This is a genomic window from Streptomyces sp. NPDC031554 (assembly GCF_055580685.1).
Map to the genome: position 1 here is coordinate 54,876 of NZ_JBVIKX010000023.1, position 19,692 is coordinate 74,567.

At 73.6% G+C, this 19,692-nt stretch carries 16 protein-coding genes; 5 read left to right on the forward strand and 11 right to left on the reverse strand.

Going from position 1 to position 19,692, the window contains the following annotated elements; genetic code table 11:
• Positions 1-124: 124 nt before the first annotated feature.
• The 8 genes from ACZ5FU_RS34815 to ACZ5FU_RS34850 form a co-directional block, all read right to left on the reverse strand.
• Entirely contained in the window at positions 125-1,450 is a 1,326-nt protein-coding gene (locus ACZ5FU_RS34815; RefSeq protein WP_469047921.1) for a sulfate adenylyltransferase subunit 1, read from the reverse strand.
• A 2-nt stretch (positions 1,451-1,452) separates the two neighbouring features.
• On the reverse strand, positions 1,453-2,400 hold the full coding sequence (gene cysD, locus ACZ5FU_RS34820) for a sulfate adenylyltransferase subunit CysD (RefSeq protein ID WP_451780174.1): 948 nt from the start codon (positions 2,398-2,400) through the stop codon (positions 1,453-1,455).
• Complete coding sequence (gene cysC, locus ACZ5FU_RS34825) at positions 2,397-2,933, reverse strand: adenylyl-sulfate kinase (RefSeq protein ID WP_451780172.1); 537 nt, start codon at positions 2,931-2,933, stop codon at positions 2,397-2,399. The genes cysD and cysC overlap by 4 nt, the downstream gene beginning before the upstream one ends.
• 130 nt (positions 2,934-3,063) lie before the next feature.
• The gene (locus tag ACZ5FU_RS34830) at positions 3,064-4,572 is read right to left on the reverse strand and encodes an FAD-dependent monooxygenase (protein WP_469047923.1); all 1,509 of its coding nucleotides are present in this window, start codon (positions 4,570-4,572) and stop codon (positions 3,064-3,066) included.
• On the reverse strand, positions 4,569-6,113 hold the full coding sequence (locus ACZ5FU_RS34835; protein WP_451531255.1) for an FAD-dependent monooxygenase: 1,545 nt from the start codon (positions 6,111-6,113) through the stop codon (positions 4,569-4,571). The genes ACZ5FU_RS34830 and ACZ5FU_RS34835 overlap by 4 nt, the downstream gene beginning before the upstream one ends.
• Positions 6,114-6,495: 382 nt before the next feature.
• Entirely contained in the window at positions 6,496-8,034 is a 1,539-nt protein-coding gene (locus ACZ5FU_RS34840) for an alpha/beta fold hydrolase (protein WP_469047925.1), read from the reverse strand.
• A gap of 587 nt (positions 8,035-8,621) precedes the next feature.
• A complete protein-coding gene (locus ACZ5FU_RS34845) occupies positions 8,622-9,296 on the reverse strand; it encodes a sulfotransferase family protein (RefSeq protein ID WP_451531253.1) in 675 nt (224 codons plus the stop codon).
• Positions 9,297-9,539: 243 nt separating this feature from the next.
• Positions 9,540-9,986, reverse strand: coding sequence for a carboxymuconolactone decarboxylase family protein (locus tag ACZ5FU_RS34850; protein ID WP_468646488.1), 447 nt, complete (start codon positions 9,984-9,986; stop codon positions 9,540-9,542).
• A 482-nt stretch (positions 9,987-10,468) separates the two neighbouring features.
• Here ACZ5FU_RS34850 and ACZ5FU_RS34855 point away from each other — a divergent pair, with 482 nt between their 5' ends.
• The 5 genes from ACZ5FU_RS34855 (at position 10,469) to ACZ5FU_RS34875 (ending at position 16,096) form a co-directional block, all read left to right on the forward strand.
• Entirely contained in the window at positions 10,469-11,197 is a 729-nt protein-coding gene (locus ACZ5FU_RS34855; RefSeq protein ID WP_451531251.1) for an SDR family oxidoreductase, read from the forward strand.
• Between the two features lie 279 nt (positions 11,198-11,476).
• Positions 11,477-11,794, forward strand: a complete 318-nt coding sequence (locus ACZ5FU_RS34860) for a Rieske (2Fe-2S) protein (RefSeq protein ID WP_451531250.1) — start codon at positions 11,477-11,479, stop codon at positions 11,792-11,794.
• Between the two features lie 4 nt (positions 11,795-11,798).
• Entirely contained in the window at positions 11,799-12,542 is a 744-nt protein-coding gene (locus tag ACZ5FU_RS34865; protein ID WP_451531249.1) for a gamma-glutamyl-gamma-aminobutyrate hydrolase family protein, read from the forward strand.
• A gap of 533 nt (positions 12,543-13,075) precedes the next feature.
• Positions 13,076-14,932: an FAD-dependent monooxygenase gene (locus ACZ5FU_RS34870; RefSeq protein ID WP_469047926.1), complete on the forward strand. Its 1,857-nt coding sequence runs from the start codon at positions 13,076-13,078 to the stop codon at positions 14,930-14,932.
• A 270-nt stretch (positions 14,933-15,202) separates the two neighbouring features.
• Entirely contained in the window at positions 15,203-16,096 is an 894-nt protein-coding gene (locus ACZ5FU_RS34875) for an NmrA/HSCARG family protein (RefSeq protein WP_469047928.1), read from the forward strand.
• Between the two features lie 456 nt (positions 16,097-16,552).
• On the opposite strand, the gene ACZ5FU_RS34880 is transcribed toward ACZ5FU_RS34875, so the two are convergent.
• The 3 genes from ACZ5FU_RS34880 to ACZ5FU_RS34890 form a co-directional block, all read right to left on the reverse strand.
• The gene (locus tag ACZ5FU_RS34880) at positions 16,553-16,786 is read right to left on the reverse strand and encodes a hypothetical protein (protein ID WP_468840303.1); all 234 of its coding nucleotides are present in this window, start codon (positions 16,784-16,786) and stop codon (positions 16,553-16,555) included.
• Positions 16,787-17,269: 483 nt separating this feature from the next.
• The gene (locus tag ACZ5FU_RS34885) at positions 17,270-17,407 is read right to left on the reverse strand and encodes a hypothetical protein (protein ID WP_468840300.1); all 138 of its coding nucleotides are present in this window, start codon (positions 17,405-17,407) and stop codon (positions 17,270-17,272) included.
• 1,309 nt (positions 17,408-18,716) lie between these two features.
• A complete protein-coding gene (locus ACZ5FU_RS34890; RefSeq protein ID WP_469047930.1) occupies positions 18,717-19,493 on the reverse strand; it encodes an alpha/beta fold hydrolase in 777 nt (258 codons plus the stop codon).
• Positions 19,494-19,692 lie beyond the last annotated feature (199 nt).

Sequence of the window (19,692 nt, forward strand, 5' to 3'; positions counted from 1 at the left end):
GCGGCGCGGCGGGGCCGGGCGGCACGGCGCGGCGGTCGGCGGGGCGGTGGCGGTCGGTGGGGGTGCGGGGTGGTGTCGGGGGCGGGTGTCGTGGAGTGGTGCGAGGGGCGGGCGGGGGGTGTGTTCACCGCGCCCGCCCCTGGTGCGGTGCGCCGTCACCGGCCGGGGTGGGCGCGGTGAAGGCGGTGCCGGCCATGCCGGCGGTCAGGGTGGTGCCGTCGCCGGGGTCGATGAGGAGGAAGGAGCCGGTGCGGCGGGAGTCGGCGTAGGAGTCCATGGGCAGCGGTTCGGCGGTGCGGATCCTCACCCGTCCGATGTCGTTGGCGACGAGCTGTCCGGGGTGCGGGTGCGGGGACAGGTCGTCGAGGGTGAGGCGGGAGGGGATGTCCTCGACGATCGCCTTGACGGTGCGGGTGCCGTGCTTGAGCAGGACCCGGTGGCCGGTGGTCAGCGGCTGGTCGGCGACGTGGCAGACGGTCGCCTCCACCTCGCGGGTGGTGGGCGGAGCGTGGCCGGCGGGCACGATGAGGTCGCCGCGTGAGACGTCGAGGTCGTCCTCGAGCAGCACGGTCACCGACTGCGGGGCGCCGGCGCTGTCCACCGCCCGGCCCAGGCGTTCGATCCGGGCGATCGTGGAGGTGCGGCCCGAGGGCAGCACGCTCACCTGCTGCCCGGTGCGGAAGGTGCCGGCGGCGATCTGGCCGGCGTAGCCGCGGTAGTCGCGGTGGCGGGGGGTGCGGGGGCGGATGACGTACTGCACGGGCAGCCGGGCGTGGCGGTGGGCCGGGTCGTGGCCGGCGGGGACGGTCTCCAGGTGTTCCAGGACGGTGGGGCCGGTGTACCAGGGCATGGCCGCCGACGGCTCGACGACGTTGTCGCCGTCGAGGGCGGAGATGGGGATGGCGGTGACGTCGGGCAGGCCCAGTTCGCCCGCGTAGGCGGTGAACTCCTCGGCGATCGCTGCGAAGACGGACGCGTCGTGGCCGGTGAGGTCCATCTTGTTGACGGCGAGGACGACGTGCGGGACGCGCAGCAGGGCGGCGATCGCGGCGTGGCGGCGGGTCTGTTCGACGACGCCGTTGCGGGCGTCGACGAGGATGACCGTCAGTTCGGCGGTGGAGGCGCCGGTGACCATGTTGCGGGTGTACTGCACGTGGCCGGGGGTGTCGGCGAGGATGAAGCGGCGCCGGGGGGTGGCGAAGTAGCGGTAGGCGACGTCGATGGTGATGCCCTGTTCGCGTTCGGCGCGCAGGCCGTCGGTGAGCAGGGCGAGGTCGGGGGTGTCCTGGCCGCGGTTGCGGGAGGCGTGGGCGACGGCCTCCAGCTGGTCGGCGAGGACCGACTTGGAGTCGTGCAGCAGCCGTCCGACGAGGGTGGACTTGCCGTCGTCGACGGAGCCGGCGGTGGCGAAGCGCAGGGTGCCGGCGGTGGTGCCCATCACAGCGGTCATCTTTAGAAGTACCCCTCGCGCTTGCGGTCTTCCATCGCGGCTTCGGAGAGTTTGTCGTCGGCGCGGGTGGCGCCGCGTTCGGTGAGCCGGGAGGCGGCGATCTCGGTGATGACCTTCTCGATGGTGTCGGCGTCGGAGTCGACGGCGCCGGTGCAGGACATGTCGCCGACGGTGCGGTAGCGCACCTGTCTCTTCTCGGTCTTCTCGCCATCGCGGGGGCCGCCCCACTCGCCGGCCGTCAGCCACATGCCGGCCCGCCGGAACACCTCGCGTTCGTGGGCGAAGTAGATCTCGGGCAGTTCGATGCCCTCGCGGGCGATGTACTGCCAGATGTCCAGCTCGGTCCAGTTGGACAGCGGGAAGACGCGGACGTGCTCGCCGGGGGCGTGCCGGCCGTTGTACAGGTTCCACAGCTCGGGGCGCTGGCGGCGCGGGTCCCACTGGGAGAACTCGTCGCGCAGGGAGAACACCCGCTCCTTGGCGCGGGCCTTCTCCTCGTCGCGGCGGCCGCCGCCGAAGACGGCGTCGAAGCGTTCGGTGCGGATCTTGTCGGTCAGGGGCAGTGTCTGCAGCGGGTTGCGGGTGCCGTCGGGCCGTTCCTTGAGGATGCCGCGGTCGATGTAGTCCTGCACGGAGGCGACGTGCAGGCGCAGCCCGTGGCGGGCGACGGTGCGGTCGCGGTAGTGGAGGACCTCGGGGAAGTTGTGGCCGGTGTCCACGTGCAGCAGCGCGAAGGGCACCGGCGCGGGTGTGAACGCCTTGAGCGCCAGGTGCAGCATGACGATGGAGTCCTTGCCGCCGGAGAAGAGGAGGACGGGGTGGTCGAACTCGCCCGCCACCTCGCGGAAGATGTGCACCGCCTCCGACTCCAGGACGTCCGCGTGGCTGAGGGCGTACGGGGTGGGGGTGTCCTCCTGGTGCGCCGTGTGCGGGTGGCGGGTCGGCGTCATGTCAGTCCCCTTTCGGTGAGCACGGCGTACACCGCGGCGGCGGACTCCTCGACGCTCTGGTGCTGTGAGTCGATGCGCAGGTCCGGTGCGGCGGGTTCCTCGTAGGGGTCGTCCACGCCGGTGAGGCCGGTCAGTTCGCCCGCGGCCTGCCGGGCGTACAGGCCTTTGACGTCGCGGGCGCTGCACACCTGCAGCGGGGTGGCGACGTGCACCTCGATGTAGGGGGTGCGGTTGGCGTCGTGGCGTTTGCGGACCGCCTCGCGGCTGTCGGCGTAGGGGGCGATCACCGGGACCAGGGCCAGGATGCCGTTGCGGGCGAGGAGTTCGGCGACGTAGCCGATGCGCTGCACGTTGGTGTGCCGGTCGGCGCGGGAGAAGCCGAGGCCGGCGGAGAGCGCCTCGCGGATCTCGTCGCCGTCCAGGACCTCCACGCGGTGGCCCTCCTCGCGCAGCCGGGTGGCCAGCTCGTGGGCGATGGTGGTCTTGCCGGCGCTGGGCAGGCCGGTGAGCCAGACGGTGACTGCGGTCGTCACGTGTGTCTCCTGGGGGGGGTCGGTGGTCGTCGTGGCGTGCGGCGCGGGCAGCGCGTGCGCGTGCGTCTGCGCCTCGCGCGGGGCGGGGGCGCAAAGGGCGCGCGGGGGTGCGGAGAGGAGGTGCGGAGGGTCAGGCGGGGCGGGCGTGCGCGGCGGCCGGCCCGGCGGGGGTGGGGGTGGGGTGGGGGGTGCCGAACCAGCGGGTGAGGGCGTCGGTGAGGGTGTTGTCGCTGCCCGGTGCGGTCCAGGCGACGTAGCCGTCGGGGCGCACCAGCACCGCGTCCAGCGGGGTGTGGGGGGCGGGGGTGAAGGTGGCGGTGACGATGTCGACGCGGTCGGCCCAGTCCTGGGCGAGGTCGGCGGCCTCGGCGGCGGCGTCGGTGACCAGGAGCACGCCGCGCGCGGTGTGCAGCAGCTGCGCGACGCGGGTGCGGCTGCCGTCGGGCCGGGTCAGCGCCTGGTCGGGGGGCATGCGCCGGCCCAGCAGCTCATGGCTGCCGGGCCCCATGTCGTAGCGGATGCCGAGCCCGCTGAGGACGCCGGCGAGGTGGCCGGCCGCGTCCGGGTGCGTCATGAGGTCGCCGAGCACGGCGCGCAGCGGGGCGGTGTCCTCGCCGGTGAGGCGCAGTTCGATCGCGGCGCGGGCGTTGCGCGCCAGCTGCCGGCCGATGGGGTGGCGTTCGGCGTGGTAGGTGTCCAGCAGGCCTTCGGGGGCCCAGCCCTTGAGGTGGGCGGCGAGTTTCCAGCCGAGGTTGACGGCGTCCTGCACGCCCACGCTCAGGCCCTGTGCCATGGCCGGGGGCTGGACGTGGGTGGCGTCGCCGGCGAGGAAGATCCGGCCGCGCCGGTAGGCGTCGGCCACGCGGGAGGCGTCGGTGAAGCAGCTGATCCAGCGGCACTGGCCGTGGTGGATGGACTCCCCCGTCAGGCGCTGCCAGGCGTCGGCGAGTTCGGTGTAGGACAGGGCGTCGCGGTCCTTGGGCCGCATGCCGCGTTCGTAGGCGACGATGCGGGTGACGCCGTTCTCCAGGTCCATCGCCATGATCATGCTGCCGTCGGGCAGGTTCTCGCCGATGCGGCGGCGGCGGGTCTCGATGCCGGTGACGTCGGCGGTGTAGAAGCCGCGGGTGGGTGCGGGGCCGGGGAAGCCGATGCCGGCGATCTTGCGTACGGTGCTGCGTCCGCCGTCGCAGCCGACCAGGTAGCGGGCGCTGTCCTGGGCGGGGCCGTCGGGGCCGTCGAGGTCGACGACGACGCCGTCGGCGCTCTCGCGCACGCCGGTGACCTCGCAGCCGCGGCGCACGGTGACGCCGAGTTCGGCCGCGCGCTCCTCCAGCATGCGTTCGGTGCGGAACTGGGAGACGCCCCGGGCGCCGCGGTGGTCTTCCGCCAGCAGGGACAGGTCGATGTCGACGCCGCCGAAGTGGCTGTCGGCGGGTTCGGTCTCGCCGAGCCGGGCGAGCAGTCCGCGCTGGTCGAAGCTCTCGGCGGTGCGCCGGGTGAAGCTGGCGCCGCGGGACTCGCGGGGCGGGGCGGGCAGTTTCTCGTAGACGACGACGTCGGCGCCGCCCAGGCGCAGTTCGCCGGCCATCATCAGCCCGACGGGGCCGGCGCCGACGACGATCACGTCCCAGGTCATGCTCGCGCTCCTGTCCGGTGGGTGCCCGCGGCGGCCGGCCCGGCGGGGGTGGGGGTGGGGTGGGGGGTGCCGAACCAGCGGGTGAGGGCGTCGGTGAGGGTGTTGTCGCTGCCCGGTGCGGTCCAGGCGACGTAGCCGTCGGGGCGCACCAGCACCGCGTCCGGGACGGCATCGGAATCGGGTGCGGCATCGGGGGCGGGGGTGAAGGCGGCGGTGACGATGTCGACGCGGTCGGCCCAGTCCTGGGCGAGGTCGGCGGTCTCGGCGGCGGCGTCGGTGACCAGGAGCACGCCGCGCACGGTGTGCAGCAGCTGCGCGACGCGGGTGCGGCTGCCGTCGGGCCGGGTCAGCGCCTGGTCGGGGGGCATGCGCCGGCCCAGCAGCTCATGGCTGCCGGGCCCCATGTCGTAGCGGATGCCGAGCCCGCTGACGATGCCGGCCAGGTGGGCGGCGGTGTCGTGGTGGCCGGCCAGTTCGCCCAGGACGGCGCGCAGGGGGTCGGTGCCGTCGTCGCCGAGGTAGAGCTGGGAGGCCGCCTGGGCGTTGCGCACGAGTTGCTCGCCGATGGGGTGGCGTTCGGCGTGGTAGGTGTCCAGGAGGTCTTCGGGGGCCCAGCCGGTGAGGTGGGCGGCGAGTTTCCAGCCGAGGTTGGCCGCGTCCTGCAGGCCGGCGCTCAAGCCCCAGGCGGCCAGCGGCGGTATGGGGTGCGCGGCGTCGCCGGCCAGGAGGATCCGGCCGTGGCGGTAGGTGTCGGCGAGGGCGGCGGCGTTGTCGCCGGCCCATGTCCAGTGGGCCTGGGCGTGGTGGATGGACTCCCCCGTCAGGCGCTGCCAGGCGTCGGCGACCTGGGAGAAGGTGAGCGCGTCGGGGTCGAGGCCGGGCGGCAGGCTCTTGTCGTGGACGACGATGCGCAGCCGGCCCCCGCCCAGCGGGGTGCACACCACCATGTGGCCGCCGGGCAGGCGTTCGCCGATGGGCCGCGGGCGCAGGCTCACCCCGCTGATCTCCGCGGTGTACATGCCCCGGGTGGGCTGCCAGGTGCGGGCGGTGATGCCGGCCGCGGTGCGTACGGTGCTGTGGGGGCCGTCGCAGCCGACCAGGTAGCGGGCGCTGTCGTGGAGGGGGCCGTCGGGGCCCTCGAGGTCGACGGCGACGCCGTCGGCGCTCTCGCGCACGCCGGTGACCTCGCAGCCGCGGCGCACGGTGACGCCGAGTTCGGCGAGCCGGGCGGTCAGGATCTGTTCGGTGCGGGCCTGGGACAGGCCCAGGACGCCGCTGTGGTCCTCGCGCAGCATGCCGAGGTCGAAACGGACTCCGCCGAAGTGTCCCATCGGGCCCCACCGGAATTCACCGATCCGGGAAAGCAGTCCGCGCTGGTCCAGTGATTCGGCCGCCCGCCGGTTGAATCCGAGTGCGCGGGATTCCCCGGAAGGAGCGGCGAGTTTGTCGTAGACGGTGACTTTCACGCCGCCCAGGTGGAGTTCACCGGCCAGCATCAGTCCGACCGGCCCGGCACCGACAATGATGACGTCAGTTTCCATTTTTGCCTTCCACGCGGGCGGCTGGGAATTCGTCGGCTTCAAAGTACACACGGCCCCGTCCGAGGGGCAATGACACGAGGAATGCGCAACTCTCCTTGTGCGCAGGGGAGTTGACAGCGGCGTGTGCGCGGGAGTCGGCAGCCGCGTGTGCGGGGATGACGGCAGCGGCGCGCGTGGGCGCGGCGTGTGCGGGGATGACGGGTGCGGCTCGCGTGGGCGCGGCTCGTGCGGGGGTGACGGGTGCGGCGTGCGCGCGGGTGACGGCAGCGGCTCGTGCGGGGGCGGCGGGTGCGAGGGGGTGCGGGGGTGGCGGGCAAAGTTGGGTGCGGGGGCGTTCAACCGCGGTTCTGTCCGCGGTTGAACGCCCCCATGACGGTGGGCGCTACGGCGCCGGGACGGGTGCGGGGTTGGCGTCGCAGGCGGCGTCGGCGCCCTTGGCGGAGGCCGGGCGGCTGCCGTCCTCGAGGTAGTCGCCGACGTAGGTGTTGATGCAGGTGTTGGCGTTGCGCGACAGCGACGTCTCGTGTTCGTAGCCGTTGTTCTCCAGCAGCAGGCGGGAGTTGGGGAACCGCCGGTGCAGGTCGTAGGCGCCGGCCAGCGGGGAGCCGGCGACGTGCTGTCCCTGCACCAGGAGGATGTCCACGCCCCGGGCGCCGACCTCGGGGGCGGTGGTGGCGGGCACCGGCCAGAACGCACACGGCGCATTGTACCAGGCGTTGTACCAGGTGAGGAAGGTGTTGCCGGCGCGGTACTGGCGTGTGTAGTCGCGGTGCCAGCGCTTCCAGTCGTGGGGCCAGGGCGAGTCGGTGCACTGGACCGCGTTGTACATGGCCTGCTTGTTCTGGGTGGGGTAGCCGGGGTCGTTGAAGTTGGCCTTCAGGCCGGTGGGGTCGTTGCGCAGGACCCAGTCGGCCAGGGCCTTGGTGTGGCCGGTCCAGGAGGAGCGGCGGTAGAGGTTGACGAGGAAGACCTCGGTGTACTCGGCGGGTCCGATCCTGCCGTCGACGGGTGCCCGGCGCACCATGGCCATGCCTTCGTCGTAGCGGGCCGCCACCTGGGCCCGGGTGGTGCCCAGGTGGTAGGTGGCGTCGTGGGCGGCGATCCAGGAGAAGTAGTTGTCGGCGCTCTTCTGGAAGGTGACGTTCTGCTCGAGGACGTCCTGGTACCAGCCGTCGGCGGGCTGGACCACGGTGTCGAGGACCATGCGGCGCACCCGGTGGGGGAACATCGAGGCGTAGACCGAGCCGAGGTAGGTGCCGTAGTCCCAGCCGAAGTAGGTCAGCTGTTCCTGGCCAAGTGCCTGGCGGATCAGGTCCAGGTCGCGGGCGGCGTCCTTGGTGCCGAGGTGGGCGAGGGTGTCGCCGTGGGCGCGGCCGCAGCTGTCGGCGAAGGCGCGGGCCCGCTCCAGCCAGGCCTGTTCGTCGGCGGCGGTGGCGGGGACCAGGTCGGGGCGGGCGGTGCCGGGCCAGACGTAGGTGGGTTCACAGGTGACCTGCGGCTGGCTGGCGCCGGTGCCGCGCGGGTCGAAGCCGATCCAGTCGTAGGTGGCGCCGACGGCCGGGGACAGTCCGGAGGTGCCCTTGGCGAAGCGGGTGGGCAGGTCGCGGCCGAACTGGCCGGGCCACTGGCCGCGGTTGAGGAGCACGATGCCCTGGTACTGGTCGTCGGGGGCGGTGTGCCGGGCGCGGGTCAGGGCCAGTTGTATGGTGCGGCCGCCGGGGCGGCTGTGGTCGAGCGGCACGTCGAGGGTGCCGCACTCCAGCCCTTTGAGGTAACCCCCGATGACCGGGTCGTTGTCGGGGCAGGCCGACCAGGAGACGGTCGCCGCCGGCGGGCCGGCCGTCGCCGTCGCCGGGGTCGCGGCCACCGCGCCTGCCAGGGCGGTGGCGGCCGCCGCCGTCGTTGCTAGGAACTTCCTCACGTATTCCCCTTCTTGAGCGCGGGCACGCCGCCGGGCCCGGTCACGGGCAGGTCGGCGGACCCGATTTCCACGGGCATGTCCAGGGGGGTCGGCGAGAGACTATCCGCAGGAGGAAGTGGCGGGAAAACACCTGTGGTTGAACACCGAATGCGGCCGGGCACGGCCGTGACGACATCCCGGGCCGGCCCCGGGAAAAGACCGGGCACGCCCTCACCGGCGCAAGCCCCGGGGAAGCGCGGGAAAGCCTCGGGGGAAGCGCCGGGAAAGGAAGCGGCGGCCGCGTAAAAGGGCGGCCGCCGGGTGCGGGACGTGAACGGAAAAGAAAAAGGGAAGGGGGGTGCGGGGCGCGGAAAAGCCCCGCGGAGCGGCCGTGGTCGGGGCCGTTGTCCGCGGGGTGGGAAGAGCGGGGGTGGTGGCGTCCGGACGGACTGGATCCGAAAGGACGGTGGGCGCCCGGGCGGTGTCCGGGCGGACGGAATCCGAAAGGACGGTGGCGTCCGAACGGGCGGGATCCGAACGGGTGGCGGTGGGCGAGCGGGTGGCGGGCGCCCGGGTGGTGGGTCGGCCGGTGGGGCCGGGGTGGTGGGTCAGCGGGTGGGGCCGGGGGCGGTGGGCGGGCCGCCGGCGGCCATCTGCTGCATCCGCTCGCGCATGTTCGCGGTGGTGTTGGCGTGCGGGAACTTCGCGGCCGGCACGTCGGTCCCCAGGAACGCGCACAGCGGTTCCCAGCCCTGCTTCACGTCGTAGACGAGGAGGTTGTCGGCGGGGACCGCGTCGATGATCTCCTGGTTGCGCCGGTGGTAGACCTCGATGGCCCGGTCCTTGTCGGCGAAGCGGCCCTCGAAGAGGCCGTCCCAGGTCATGACGCTGGTCATGCGGTAGACGCGGGCCTGCCGGGATCCCGGCTGCGGGGGGTTGTCCTTGTTCTTGAGGACGAACTGGTAGAGCGTGTTGTACGTGCTCTCGTACCAGCTGTCGGCGTCACGCACCGTCAGGACGACCTTGGCGTCGGGGAACGCCTTGGTGATCTGGTCGTAGTAGAAGGAGGGAGGGCCGTCCACCGCGGAGGTGTAGCCCTCGAACACCGCTTCCCAGTCGGCCTGCCGCCCGTCGCAGATGATGCCTTCCCACTGCTGGAGGCGCTTCTCGTCGCCGACGATGTCGAACATGTGGTAGCAGGGCCCGTAGCCGAGCTGTTCCAGCGCCTCCTGCAGTGATGTCGTCCCGGTCCTGCCCAACCCGGCGTTGATGAGCTTGAGCACGGTGAGGTTCCTTCCCTGGCGGCTGGGTGGTCGGCTGCGAGCATGCTTTCCCGCGGCCCGCGCACAGTCAACAACGGTGAATAAAGCCGCAGTTGACACCCGTACGGAGCGCCGGCGGGCCACGGCCGGCAAACGGGCGCAGCCGGCGGGCGGGCGCAGGCGTGGCGCAACCGGCGGGCGGGGGGCGGCCCGCGGGCGGGCGGGCGGCGGGGTGGGGCGGGGTGCGGGTGGCGGGGCGGGTGGTCAGCGCCAGGCGGCCGGGACCTGGCGGGTGGAGACGTTGATGCGGTTCCAGAGGTTGACCAGGCCGATGTGGATGACCAGCGCGGCGAGTTCCTCCTCGGTGTGGTGGCGGGCCGCTTCCTGCCAGACCTCGTCGGAGACGGGGTCGTCCTTGCCGGCGAGGTCGGTGGCGGCCTCGGCCAGGGCCAGCGCGGCGCGCTCGGCGGGGGTGAAGCAGTCCGTTTCGCGCCAGCCGGCCACCTGGGGCAGGCGGTCGTCGGCCTCGGCGGCGCTGCCGAGGTCGTCGGGGATCGTGTAGATGCGGCCGTTGAGCTGGCTCACCCGCAGCCGGATCAGGTCGAGCGTGCGCTGCGGGACGCCGACCTGGCCGATGACCTTGGTCAGGTCGAGCAGGGGCTGCAGGGCGTCGGGGACGACCAGCGAGGGGTTGTTCATCCGCGGTGCCATGGGGGCTTCTCTCTGTGAGTCGGGCCTGCTCCGTCGCGGCCCGGACGCCTTGCGGCGAGGAACCGGGGAGGGGGCGGGGGCAGCCGGCGCGGGCGTGCGGCGCGGATGCCGGTGCACCAGGCTGCCGTCGCGCCGTGCGTCCTGCAAGTGCGTCGCGCCGTGCGTCCCGCAGGTGCGGGCCACCGTCCGGTGCGCCCCCCAGGTGCGGGGCGTGCGGGGCGCACCGGACGGTGGCCCGCGCGTGTTCGACTGCGGCACGGGCGCAGTTGAACACCGGCGGGCACGTGTCGGCCACCGGCGGGTGCGGCCGACCACGGGCGGGTGCGGTGGGGGGGCGGGCGGGCGCGAGTGGGGGCGGGTGCGGGTGGGTGGGGGGTGGGTGTTCATGCCGGCCTGGGGTGGCGCGCCGTACCTGTGTGACGCTTCGGTGGAGCACCCTGCGCGTCATTGACCCCACCCCTGCGACGGAAGGGACGTCCACCGTGCCGGTCGGAAAGATCGCGCTCATCACGGGCGCCAACAAGGGCATCGGATACGAGACAGCACGGCAGTTGGGCGAGGAGGGAGTCGTCGTCCTCGTCGGCGCCCGTGACGAGGTGCGCGGCAAGCAGGCGGCCGCCTCGCTGGCGGAGGGCGGCGTCACCGCGGTGCCGCTGCGTCTGGACGTGACGGATCCGGCCGGTGTGGCCGCGGCCGCGGCCTTCGTCGAGGAGCGCTACGGCCGCCTGGACATCCTGGTCAACAACGCGGGCATCGCCGGCGGTTTCACCGGGGCGCCCAGCCTGGCGCGGGCCGAGGACCTGCGCGAGGTGTACGAGACCAACGTCTTCGGCGTGGTCACCGTGACCGGGGCGATGCTGCCCCTGCTGCGCCGCTCGGCCGCCGGACGCATCGTCAACATGTCCAGCCATGTGGGGTCGCTGGCCCTGAACGCCGATCCGGCGTCCCCGATGGCCGGCGTCAACATGATCGCCTACCAGTCCTCCAAGACCGCGCTCAACGCGGTCACCCTCGCCTACGCCAAGGAACTGCGCGACACCCCGATCAAGGTCAACGCGGCCCATCCGGGCGTGGTGGCCACCGACATCAACGGCCACCGGGGACAGCGCACGCCCGCCGAGGGCGCCGTGATCGCGGTCCGGCTGGCGCTGCTGGACGCCGCGGGCCCCTCGGGCGCGTCCCTGTCCCAGGACGGCCCCGTCCCCTGGTGAGCGCCCCGGCCCTCCGGCGGCCGCACCGTCCCCCGGTGGCTCGCCGGCCTCCGGTGACGGGCCGGCCTCCGGTGGCTCGCCGGCCTCCGGTGGCGGGCTGTCCCCCGGTGGCGGGCCGGTCCCCGGTGGCGGGTGTTTCTGCGGCGGCTCGCGGCAGGGAGGGCTCCAACGGGGGTCGTTCCCTGCTCGGCCGATCCTCCAGAGCGGGGGCGCAGGGTGGGGCGAGGTGTGGGAGATCCGGGAGAGGCCGGACCCGATGCGGGAGGAGTGCTGCGCGTAATGAGCTTCGTCAAGGTGTGCCCGGTGGACAAGATCCCGGCCGAGGGCGTGATCGCGGTGGAGGTCGGTGACCTCCCGGTCGCCCTGGTGCGCAGGGGCGAGACCGTCTACGCGGTCGGTGACCTGTGCTCCCACGCCGAGGTCTCCCTCTCCGAGGGGGAGGTCTACGGCACGACGATCGAGTGCTGGCTGCACGGCTCGTGCTTCGACCTGCGCAGCGGCCGGCCGGTCAACCCGCCGGCGACGGCGCCGATCGCCACCTACCGGGTGAAGGTCGAGGACGGATTCGTGTACGTGTCGGCGGACGGCGAGGGCTGAAGGGGTGGACAGCATCGTGGAGCCGGTGTCGAAAGGGCCGGCGCGCCGGCCGGTGGTCGGGATCACCGGCCGCAGTGTGCCGGTCACCCTGCAGGGTGCCGGCATGGTGGTGAGCCTGGCGCTCCAGTCGCACGTGGACTTCCTGTCCGCGGCGGGCTGTGTGCCGGTGGTGCTGCCGTTGCGGCCGGGTGTGGAGGAGGTCGTCGCCGGTCTGGACGGGCTGCTCGTGCCGGGCGGCCCGGACGTCGATCCGGCGCTGTACGGGCAGAGCCGGCATGCGCTGACCCGGGGCGGCGGCGCGGACATGGACCGCTGCGAACTGGCCGTGCTCGGTGCGGCGCTGGAGGCCGGTGTGCCCCTGCTCGCGATCTGCCGCGGCATGCAGCTGCTCAACGTGCGGTGCGGGGGCAGTCTGCACCAGCACCTGCCGGAGGTCACCGGCGACGACACCCACCGTCCCGGCGGCGGTGAGTTCGTGTTCGGCCGGCACGTGCTGGAACTGCGGGCCGGCAGCCGCGTCGCCGCGGTCCTCGGCGACGACGACCCGCCCAAGACCGCCTGCCACCACCACCAGGCGGTCGACCGGATCGGCACCGGCCTGACCCCCACCGCCTGGGCCCCGGACGGCGTCGTCGAGGCGGTCGAGGCGGTGGACCACCCCTTCGCGGTCGGCGTGCAGTGGGAAGCCGGCCAGACCGAGGACGACCGGCTCCACGTGGCCCTCGCCCGGGCCGCCCGACACCGCTGACCCCCCTCCAGGGGAACGGACCCGCCGGCCGGCGACCCCCCGCCCGCCCGCCGACAACCCGCCCGCCCGCCGACCTTCCAGCCGGGCACGTCCGGCCGGAAGGTGTCCGGCGGGCCCCGCCGCAGGCGGCCCCGCAGCGGCCACCCACCGGGAACCACACGGTGCCGTCCGCCCGCCGACAACCGTTCGCCGGAGGCCACCCGCCGACAACCCTCCGATGTCCTGCGCCTGCCGGAGGCCGTCCGCCGGCAGGCGTCCGCCCGCCGGGAACCGCCCGGTGCCGTCCGCCCGCCGGAGGCCGCCCGCCGGGGCCGCCCGCCGGCTGGGAAGTCCGGCCGGGTCTGATCTGGTGTCGTGCGGTGGCCGGGGTCCAGTGGTGGTTGACCGGGACTAAAGAGGCGCAGGTCATGCTGCACAGGCATCTTCATTCAGAATGCACAGCCGAGCACGACCACATTTGCGTGTCGAAGGCATTCCCTGCACATGCGGCAGTCCCCGTGAGCGTGAGGCTGTCACCTTCCGGAAGGACGAAAATGGGAGCAGTCGAGGTTCCGGTTCTTATCGTGGGCGGCGGCGGATGCGGTCTTGCCGCCTCCAACTTCCTGTCCGATCACGGTGTGGACCACCTGCTCGTCGAACGGCACGCGGACACCGCGCACGTGCCCAAGGCGCATTACCTCAACCAGCGCACGATGGAGATATTCCGTCAGCACGGGCTCGACGGGCCGATGGTGGAGCAGGGGGCGCCGCTGGAGCTGTTCGGGAAGCTGCGCTGGCTGACCTCGCTCGCCGGGGAGAAGCCGATGGACGGGCAGTTCATCCACGAGATGGACGCCTTCGGCGGCGGCTCGCTGCGGGACCGCTACGCCGCGGCCGGGCCGGTGCTGCCGGTCAAGCTGCCGCAGGTGCGGCTGGAGCCGATCCTGCGGCGTACCGCGCAGGAACGGAACCCCGGGCGGATCCTGTTCGGCCACGAGATGGTGTCCTTCACCGACGAGGGCGACCGGGTGGTCGCCGAGATCCGTGACACCGCCACCGGGGAGAGCACCACGGTCACCGCCCGCTACCTGGTGGGGGCCGACGGCGGCCGCACGGTCGGCCGCGCCCTGGGCATCGAGATGCAGGGCGTGCACGGCCTGCTGGACGTGACGACCGCCTACTTCAGCGCCGACCTGTCGCCGTGGTGGCAGGAGGGCACGCTGCTGACCCACCTGCTGAACGCCTACGACCCCGACCTGTGCAGCAACCTCATCGAGATGGGGCCCAGCTGGGGCAAGGCGTGCGAGGAGTGGGTGCTGCACTTCGAGCCGATGGACGCCGACCAGCTCGACGAGGCGTCGGTGGTGCCCCGGATCCGGGAGCTGCTGGGCCTGCCCGACCTGGAGCTGACCTTGCACCACGTGACGAACTGGACGGTGGAGGCACTGGTCGCCGAGCACTACCGCAAGGGACGGGTGCTGCTGGCCGGCGACTCCGCGCACCGTCAGCCGCCCACCGTCGGCCTGGGACTGAACTCCGGCATCCAGGACGCCCACAACCTGGCGTGGAAGCTGGCCGCGGTCCTCGGCGGCCGCGCCCACGACAGTCTCCTGGACACCTACGAGGCGGAACGGCGGCCGGTGTGCCGCCTCAACGTCGACTGGGCGGTCTCGGCGGCCTCCCACCACCAGACGGTCCTGGGCACCGTGGGCCTGGGCCCGCGCGTCCCCCAGGAACGCCGCCGGCGCATGTTCGACGCCTACTTCGACCAGTCGCCCATCGGTGAGGTGGTACGGGCACGGACCGCGGAGATCCTGGACACCCACCGCGCCGGCTGCCAGGCCCACGACTTCGAGATCGGCTTCCACTACGAGGAGGGCGCCCTCGTCCCCGACGGCAGCCGGCCGCCCGCCCGGGTGCCCATGCGCGACGTGTACCACCCCACCACCCGGCCCGGGCACCGGCTGCCGCACGCATGGCTGGAGCAGGACGGCCGGCGCCTGTCGACCCACGACCTGACCGGCTCCCCGGCCGCGTTCGTCCTCCTCACCGGCGACGAGGGCACCGCCTGGGCGGAAGCGGCCGCACAGGTGGCGGAGAAACTCTCCCTCCCCCTGCGCACCGTCCGCATCACCCCCACCCCCACCCCCACCGACAGCCAGAACGGCCAGAACGGCCAGAACGGGCCGGGCGGGCCGGGCGGGCAGGGCGGGCCGGGCGGGCCGTTCACCGACGTCGAGGGCGGCTGGGAGGCCGTACGCGAGATCCACGCGGACGGCGCCGTCCTGGTCCGCCCCGACAACCACGTGGCCTGGCGGGCCATGAGCGCCGCCGCCCACCCCGCGGACGTCCTGGCCCACGCCTTCTCCCGCATCCTCGAACCCCGAACCGCCACGGATTCCGCTTCCTGACCACCCCGGCGACCGGCCGGCCCGAAAAAGAAGAAAGAGAAGAAAGAGAACAGAAAGAGCAGGAGAAGGAAAAAGGAAGGGCGGGCGTCTTCCCGAGAACGCCGGCCACACCTTCGGCCCCGGCCGCCCCCGACCCCGCCCCTCCCCCCTTCCGCTCCCCTGTCCTCTGTCCGCTCTTTCCCGCTCGCTTTCCCCCTGTTCCCCTGTTCCCCTGTTCCCCCCCTTTTTTCCGCCTTTCCCGGCAGGCCGGGACGACGCATCGGTGAGGCAATGGACAACGCAGAAAACACGGTGGCGGCACACGAGAGGGTCCTGGTCCTGGGCGCGACCGGCCGCCAGGGCGGCGCGGTGGCCCGCGAACTGCTGCGCAGAAAACGCCCGGTGCGCGCCCTGGTGCGTGACGTGCAGGCGCCCGCGGCGCGCGCGCTCGCCGCGGCCGGCGCCGACCTGGTCCGCGGCGACCTGGAGGAACCCGCCTCGCTGCGGGCGGCGATGACCGGCGTGGCCGGCGTGTTCAGCGTCCAGACGTTCCGCGGCCCCGGCGGGGTCGCCGCGGAGGAACGCCAGGGCAAGGCGGTCGCCGACGCCGCCGCCGAGACAGGCGTCGGGCACCTGGTGTACAGCTCGGTGGGCGGCGCCGAACGCTGCGACGCCATCCCGCACTTCCGCAGCAAGTTCGCCATCGAGGAACACATCGCCAAACTCGGCCTGCCCGCGACGGTGCTGCGGCCGACCATGTTCTACGACATCCTCCTCGACCTCGGCCCCCGCCTGGCCGGCGGCGAACTGGTACTGGGCCTGTGGCTGAACCCCGACACCCCCGTCCAGATCATCGCGACCGACGACATCGGCGCGTTCGCCGCGGACGCCTTCGACCACCGGGCCGCATGGCTGGGCCGGCAGGTGGAGATCACCAGCGACGAACTGACCGGCGTGCAGATCGCCGAGACGTTCGGGCGCGTGGCCGGCCTCCCGGCCCGCTACGAGCAGCAGTCCTTCGAACCCCTGCGCACCGCCCGCCCCGACCTGGCCGCCATGTTCGACTGGCTGGAGAACGACGGCTACCACGCCGACCTGCCCGCACTGCGCCGCGCCCGCCCCCACCTGACCAGCCTGGAAAGCTGGCTGCACACCCACTGGACCGCCCCCACCACCACCGGCTGAACCACCCACCCCCGAACCACCCCCGCCACCCGCCACCCGCGCCCTGCCCCTGCCCCTGCCCCTGCCCCTGCCCCTGCCCCTGCCCCTGCCCCTGCAAGGATTCCCTCCCCCGCCCGGAGCGCGCCCGGCCCGGCCGGCGCCCCGACGCGAGAACACCGGCACTCCCCCACCCCCGCCCCCGCCCCCGCCCCCGCCCCCGGCAGCCGAAGCCCGGCAGCCGAGGCCCGGATACCCGGGGACGGAAGCCGGGGCCGGGAGGCCGGGGGCGGATGCTCGGCGTCAGGGGGCGGATGCTCGGGGACGGATATCCGGGGGCCAGGGACCGGATGCCGGGGACCGGGGCGGATGCCCGGCGTCAGGGGGCGGATGCTCAGGGACGGATACCCGGAGGCCGGGGACAGGGGCCGGGGACGGATACCGGGGGCCGGGGTGGGGCGGGGTGGGGTGGGGGTCTGCTCAGGCGAGTGCCCGGGCGGCGTGGAGGACGCCGGCCCCGGCGGCCAGGGCGCCCAGCAGCAGACGCACGAAGCGTCCGGGCAGGCGGGGCTGGAAGCACGCGCCCAGGTACCCGCCGCCCGGCCCGCAGGCCGGCCCGGGCAACCGGTGAGGGGCGACACCGCCGCCGATGAGGGACACCAGCGCACAAGCCGCGGCGCCGGCCAGTGAGGTGACGAAGGTGCAGGCGAGCACCGCGGGCACACCCCGGGCGCCGGGCACGCCCCGGCCGGCCGGGACAGGCCCCGGCGGAGAACCGCCGCCGATGCCTCAGATCCCGCCGGCCACACCGACGGCCACCGCCGGCACCGTGACACGACGCGGCGAGCGCCTGCCCGGCAGGCGTGTGCCCGCCGGGACCACCGTGCGCACGATCAGCCACAGCCCCAACGGCAGCAGCAGGAACACGGCAGGGCAGGCGCTCGCCCAGAACCGTCAGTGCCTGTCCCCCACCCCCGTGCCGGCAGGTCAGGCAGCCTGCCGGTTTGACCGTCACGGAGTTCACCACGGTGGACCCGGCCCACGGCCCCACCCGCCAGCACCCCGGACACCCGCCCCCAAGAGCTCAGCAACAGGCACCCAACCGGCCACTCCCCCCTTCCCCGGGAGGGCAAAGCGGCCGGCGACCCGTGCCGGCAGCACCCCCTCCCCCGGCCGGCACGACGCGGGCGGCGCCACTCAGGACGACTCCTGATCCTCGAAGCAGAACCAGTCGTCACCATTCTCCGCCGCGAAGACGTACCGGCTGCCGCCCCCGCCCCCACCCGACTCGGCGACGACGATCGAGGACACCTTGTCGTGGAGGGCGCCGTCCACCTCCCGGGTGTCCGCCTCCAGGCCGAGCCGCGCCCCGGTGAAGTCCGCAGCTCATACAGCGTCACCCACCACCCGGAGGGCACCCGCACGGAAGAGATGCAGTCGTTCATCGACGGGCCGAGCCGGTGGCGCCCCTGGGCGAGCGTGGCGCCCCTGCCCCGACAGCCGACATCGGCACAAACGGCCACCGACACGGAAGACCACCCCCTCCCACAACGCCACCGACCGAACACCGTAAGTCTCGAAGCGGATCGCGGCACGTCGAGCGCCTGCCCCCACCCCGGAAACCGCAGACCAGGCAGCCCGACACTGCGACCACTCCCCCACCGACCATGACACCCCACCCCCAGCCCACCCCCAGCACCCCCCGCCCCCTGGCCCCGGCGTCCCAGGGATCCCGGAGTCCCGGGACCAGGCACTCACCGACACCCCCCTCCCCGGGGGGCGGCGCGGCCCGCGCACCGGCCGACGGCGCCCACCCCCCGAACCACCGCACACCACCGGCCACGACAACACCCCACCCCCGCCCACCCGCACCCCACCAGGCCGAGCCGAGGCAGGCCGGGCAAGAGAACGCCGGGGACGGGCCGAACCGGGGCAAGGGAAAGCCGAGGACGGGCAAGGGCGAGGCGGGGACGGCTGGGCAAGGGCGAGGCCAGGCCGGGACGAGACGGACCGGGAAGCGACGGACCGGGACGGGACGGCCGGGACGGGACGAGGCGGACCGGGAGGGGGCGGTGTCCTGATGCCGGCCGGGAGAAAAGACGGCGTGCAAAAGCGCGCGGATGCCCGCGGCCCCGGCGCGGGGCGGCCCCGGACCGCCCCGCGCACGGCCAGAACGGCGTCCGCCGCCGCGGACGCCACGAGCACGGGCACGGGCACGGGCCAAGCCCCGGCCCGCACCGGCCGGACACCTCCACCGCCCCCGCCCCCTCGGCCACCGTCGCCACGGGCCGGCCAGGGACGAACCGACAGCCCGAGCACACCGCAGACCTCCCGCACCACGGCAGCGGCCCCACCCACGCAGCCCCGCGGACGGCGGCGCACACCCCGCACACCGAGACCCGACAGCCCCGACGGCCCCGGCGCGCACGGCGCATCACCGCGGCGCGAACGCCGACGGCCGCCCTCCCCGCGTCAGCACCGGTCCCCAGCCCCACGGGCCGCACCACCCACCACCCACCACCGCGCCGCCGCCACCCGGTGCCAGGTGGCGGCGGTGCGGCGCGGTGGCAGGCGGTGGCTGGTGGGGTGCGTTGGTGGGTGGTGGGGTGCGTTGGTGGGTGGTGTGGTGGGGTGTGGTGGGGTGTCAGGTGGTGGCGAACCCGGCCAGGACCCGGCCCAGGATGTCGGTGTCGATACGGTGCCACGAGCCCGGCAGCTGCATCCCGAACCCGTTGGGCAGCGCGGCCGCGGTCGCCCGGGCCGCATCCCGCAGCCAGTCCCCGGTGGCGTCACTGTTGAGGACCACCGCCGGCGTGCGCACACCGGCCAGCCGGCCCACCGGCACCTCGAAATCACCCAGGATCGTCGTGTCGTACAGCAGGGTATGGGCGTTGGCCTCGTTCGTCGCCCACAACGGAGCCTGCCGCCACTGCGCGACGACGTCCGCGCCAAGCCCCAGCAGCTCCCGCAGCCAGTACTGCGCCGCCTCGTCCCGCCGCCCCTCACCCAGCAAGGACCGCAACACCTGCATGCAGTCGGCCGGCGGCCGGGGATGACCGGCGGTACGGAAATACGGCTCGTGCAACGCCAGCTTCGTGATCGCCACCCCCGCCAGCGCCGCCTCCAACGCCAGATTCGCCCCCGTGGACCCGGCGAAGACGACCGCCCGCCCCCCGGCCTCCTCGATCACCGCCGCCAGATCCTCCACCTCCCGCCCCACCGCATACCCCGCACTGTCCCCGCTGTGCCCACGCCCACGCCGGTCATACACATACACCGTGCAGTACGGCGCCAGCAGCGGAACCAGCGGATCGAAAATGGTGTGATCACGAAACGCACCGTTCACCAGCACGATCGACGGACCCGCACCAGCCCGGCGATACGCAATCGTCGTACCGTCCGCAGAAACAACCTTCCGCATCCCGCACTCTCCTCATCTCCACCGACACAGACACACCCCGGCAATCTCCCCCACCCCGGTCGACACCCGGTCGAGAACCAATCGCACCCACCCCCACCCACCCGCCCCCCGTTATCTTTTTCGCGGTCCTGCAAGAGGGCCGCTGGCCTCCGGGCCCGGCATGACTGTTGCCCCCTGTCGATGGGATGACCTGGGGGGT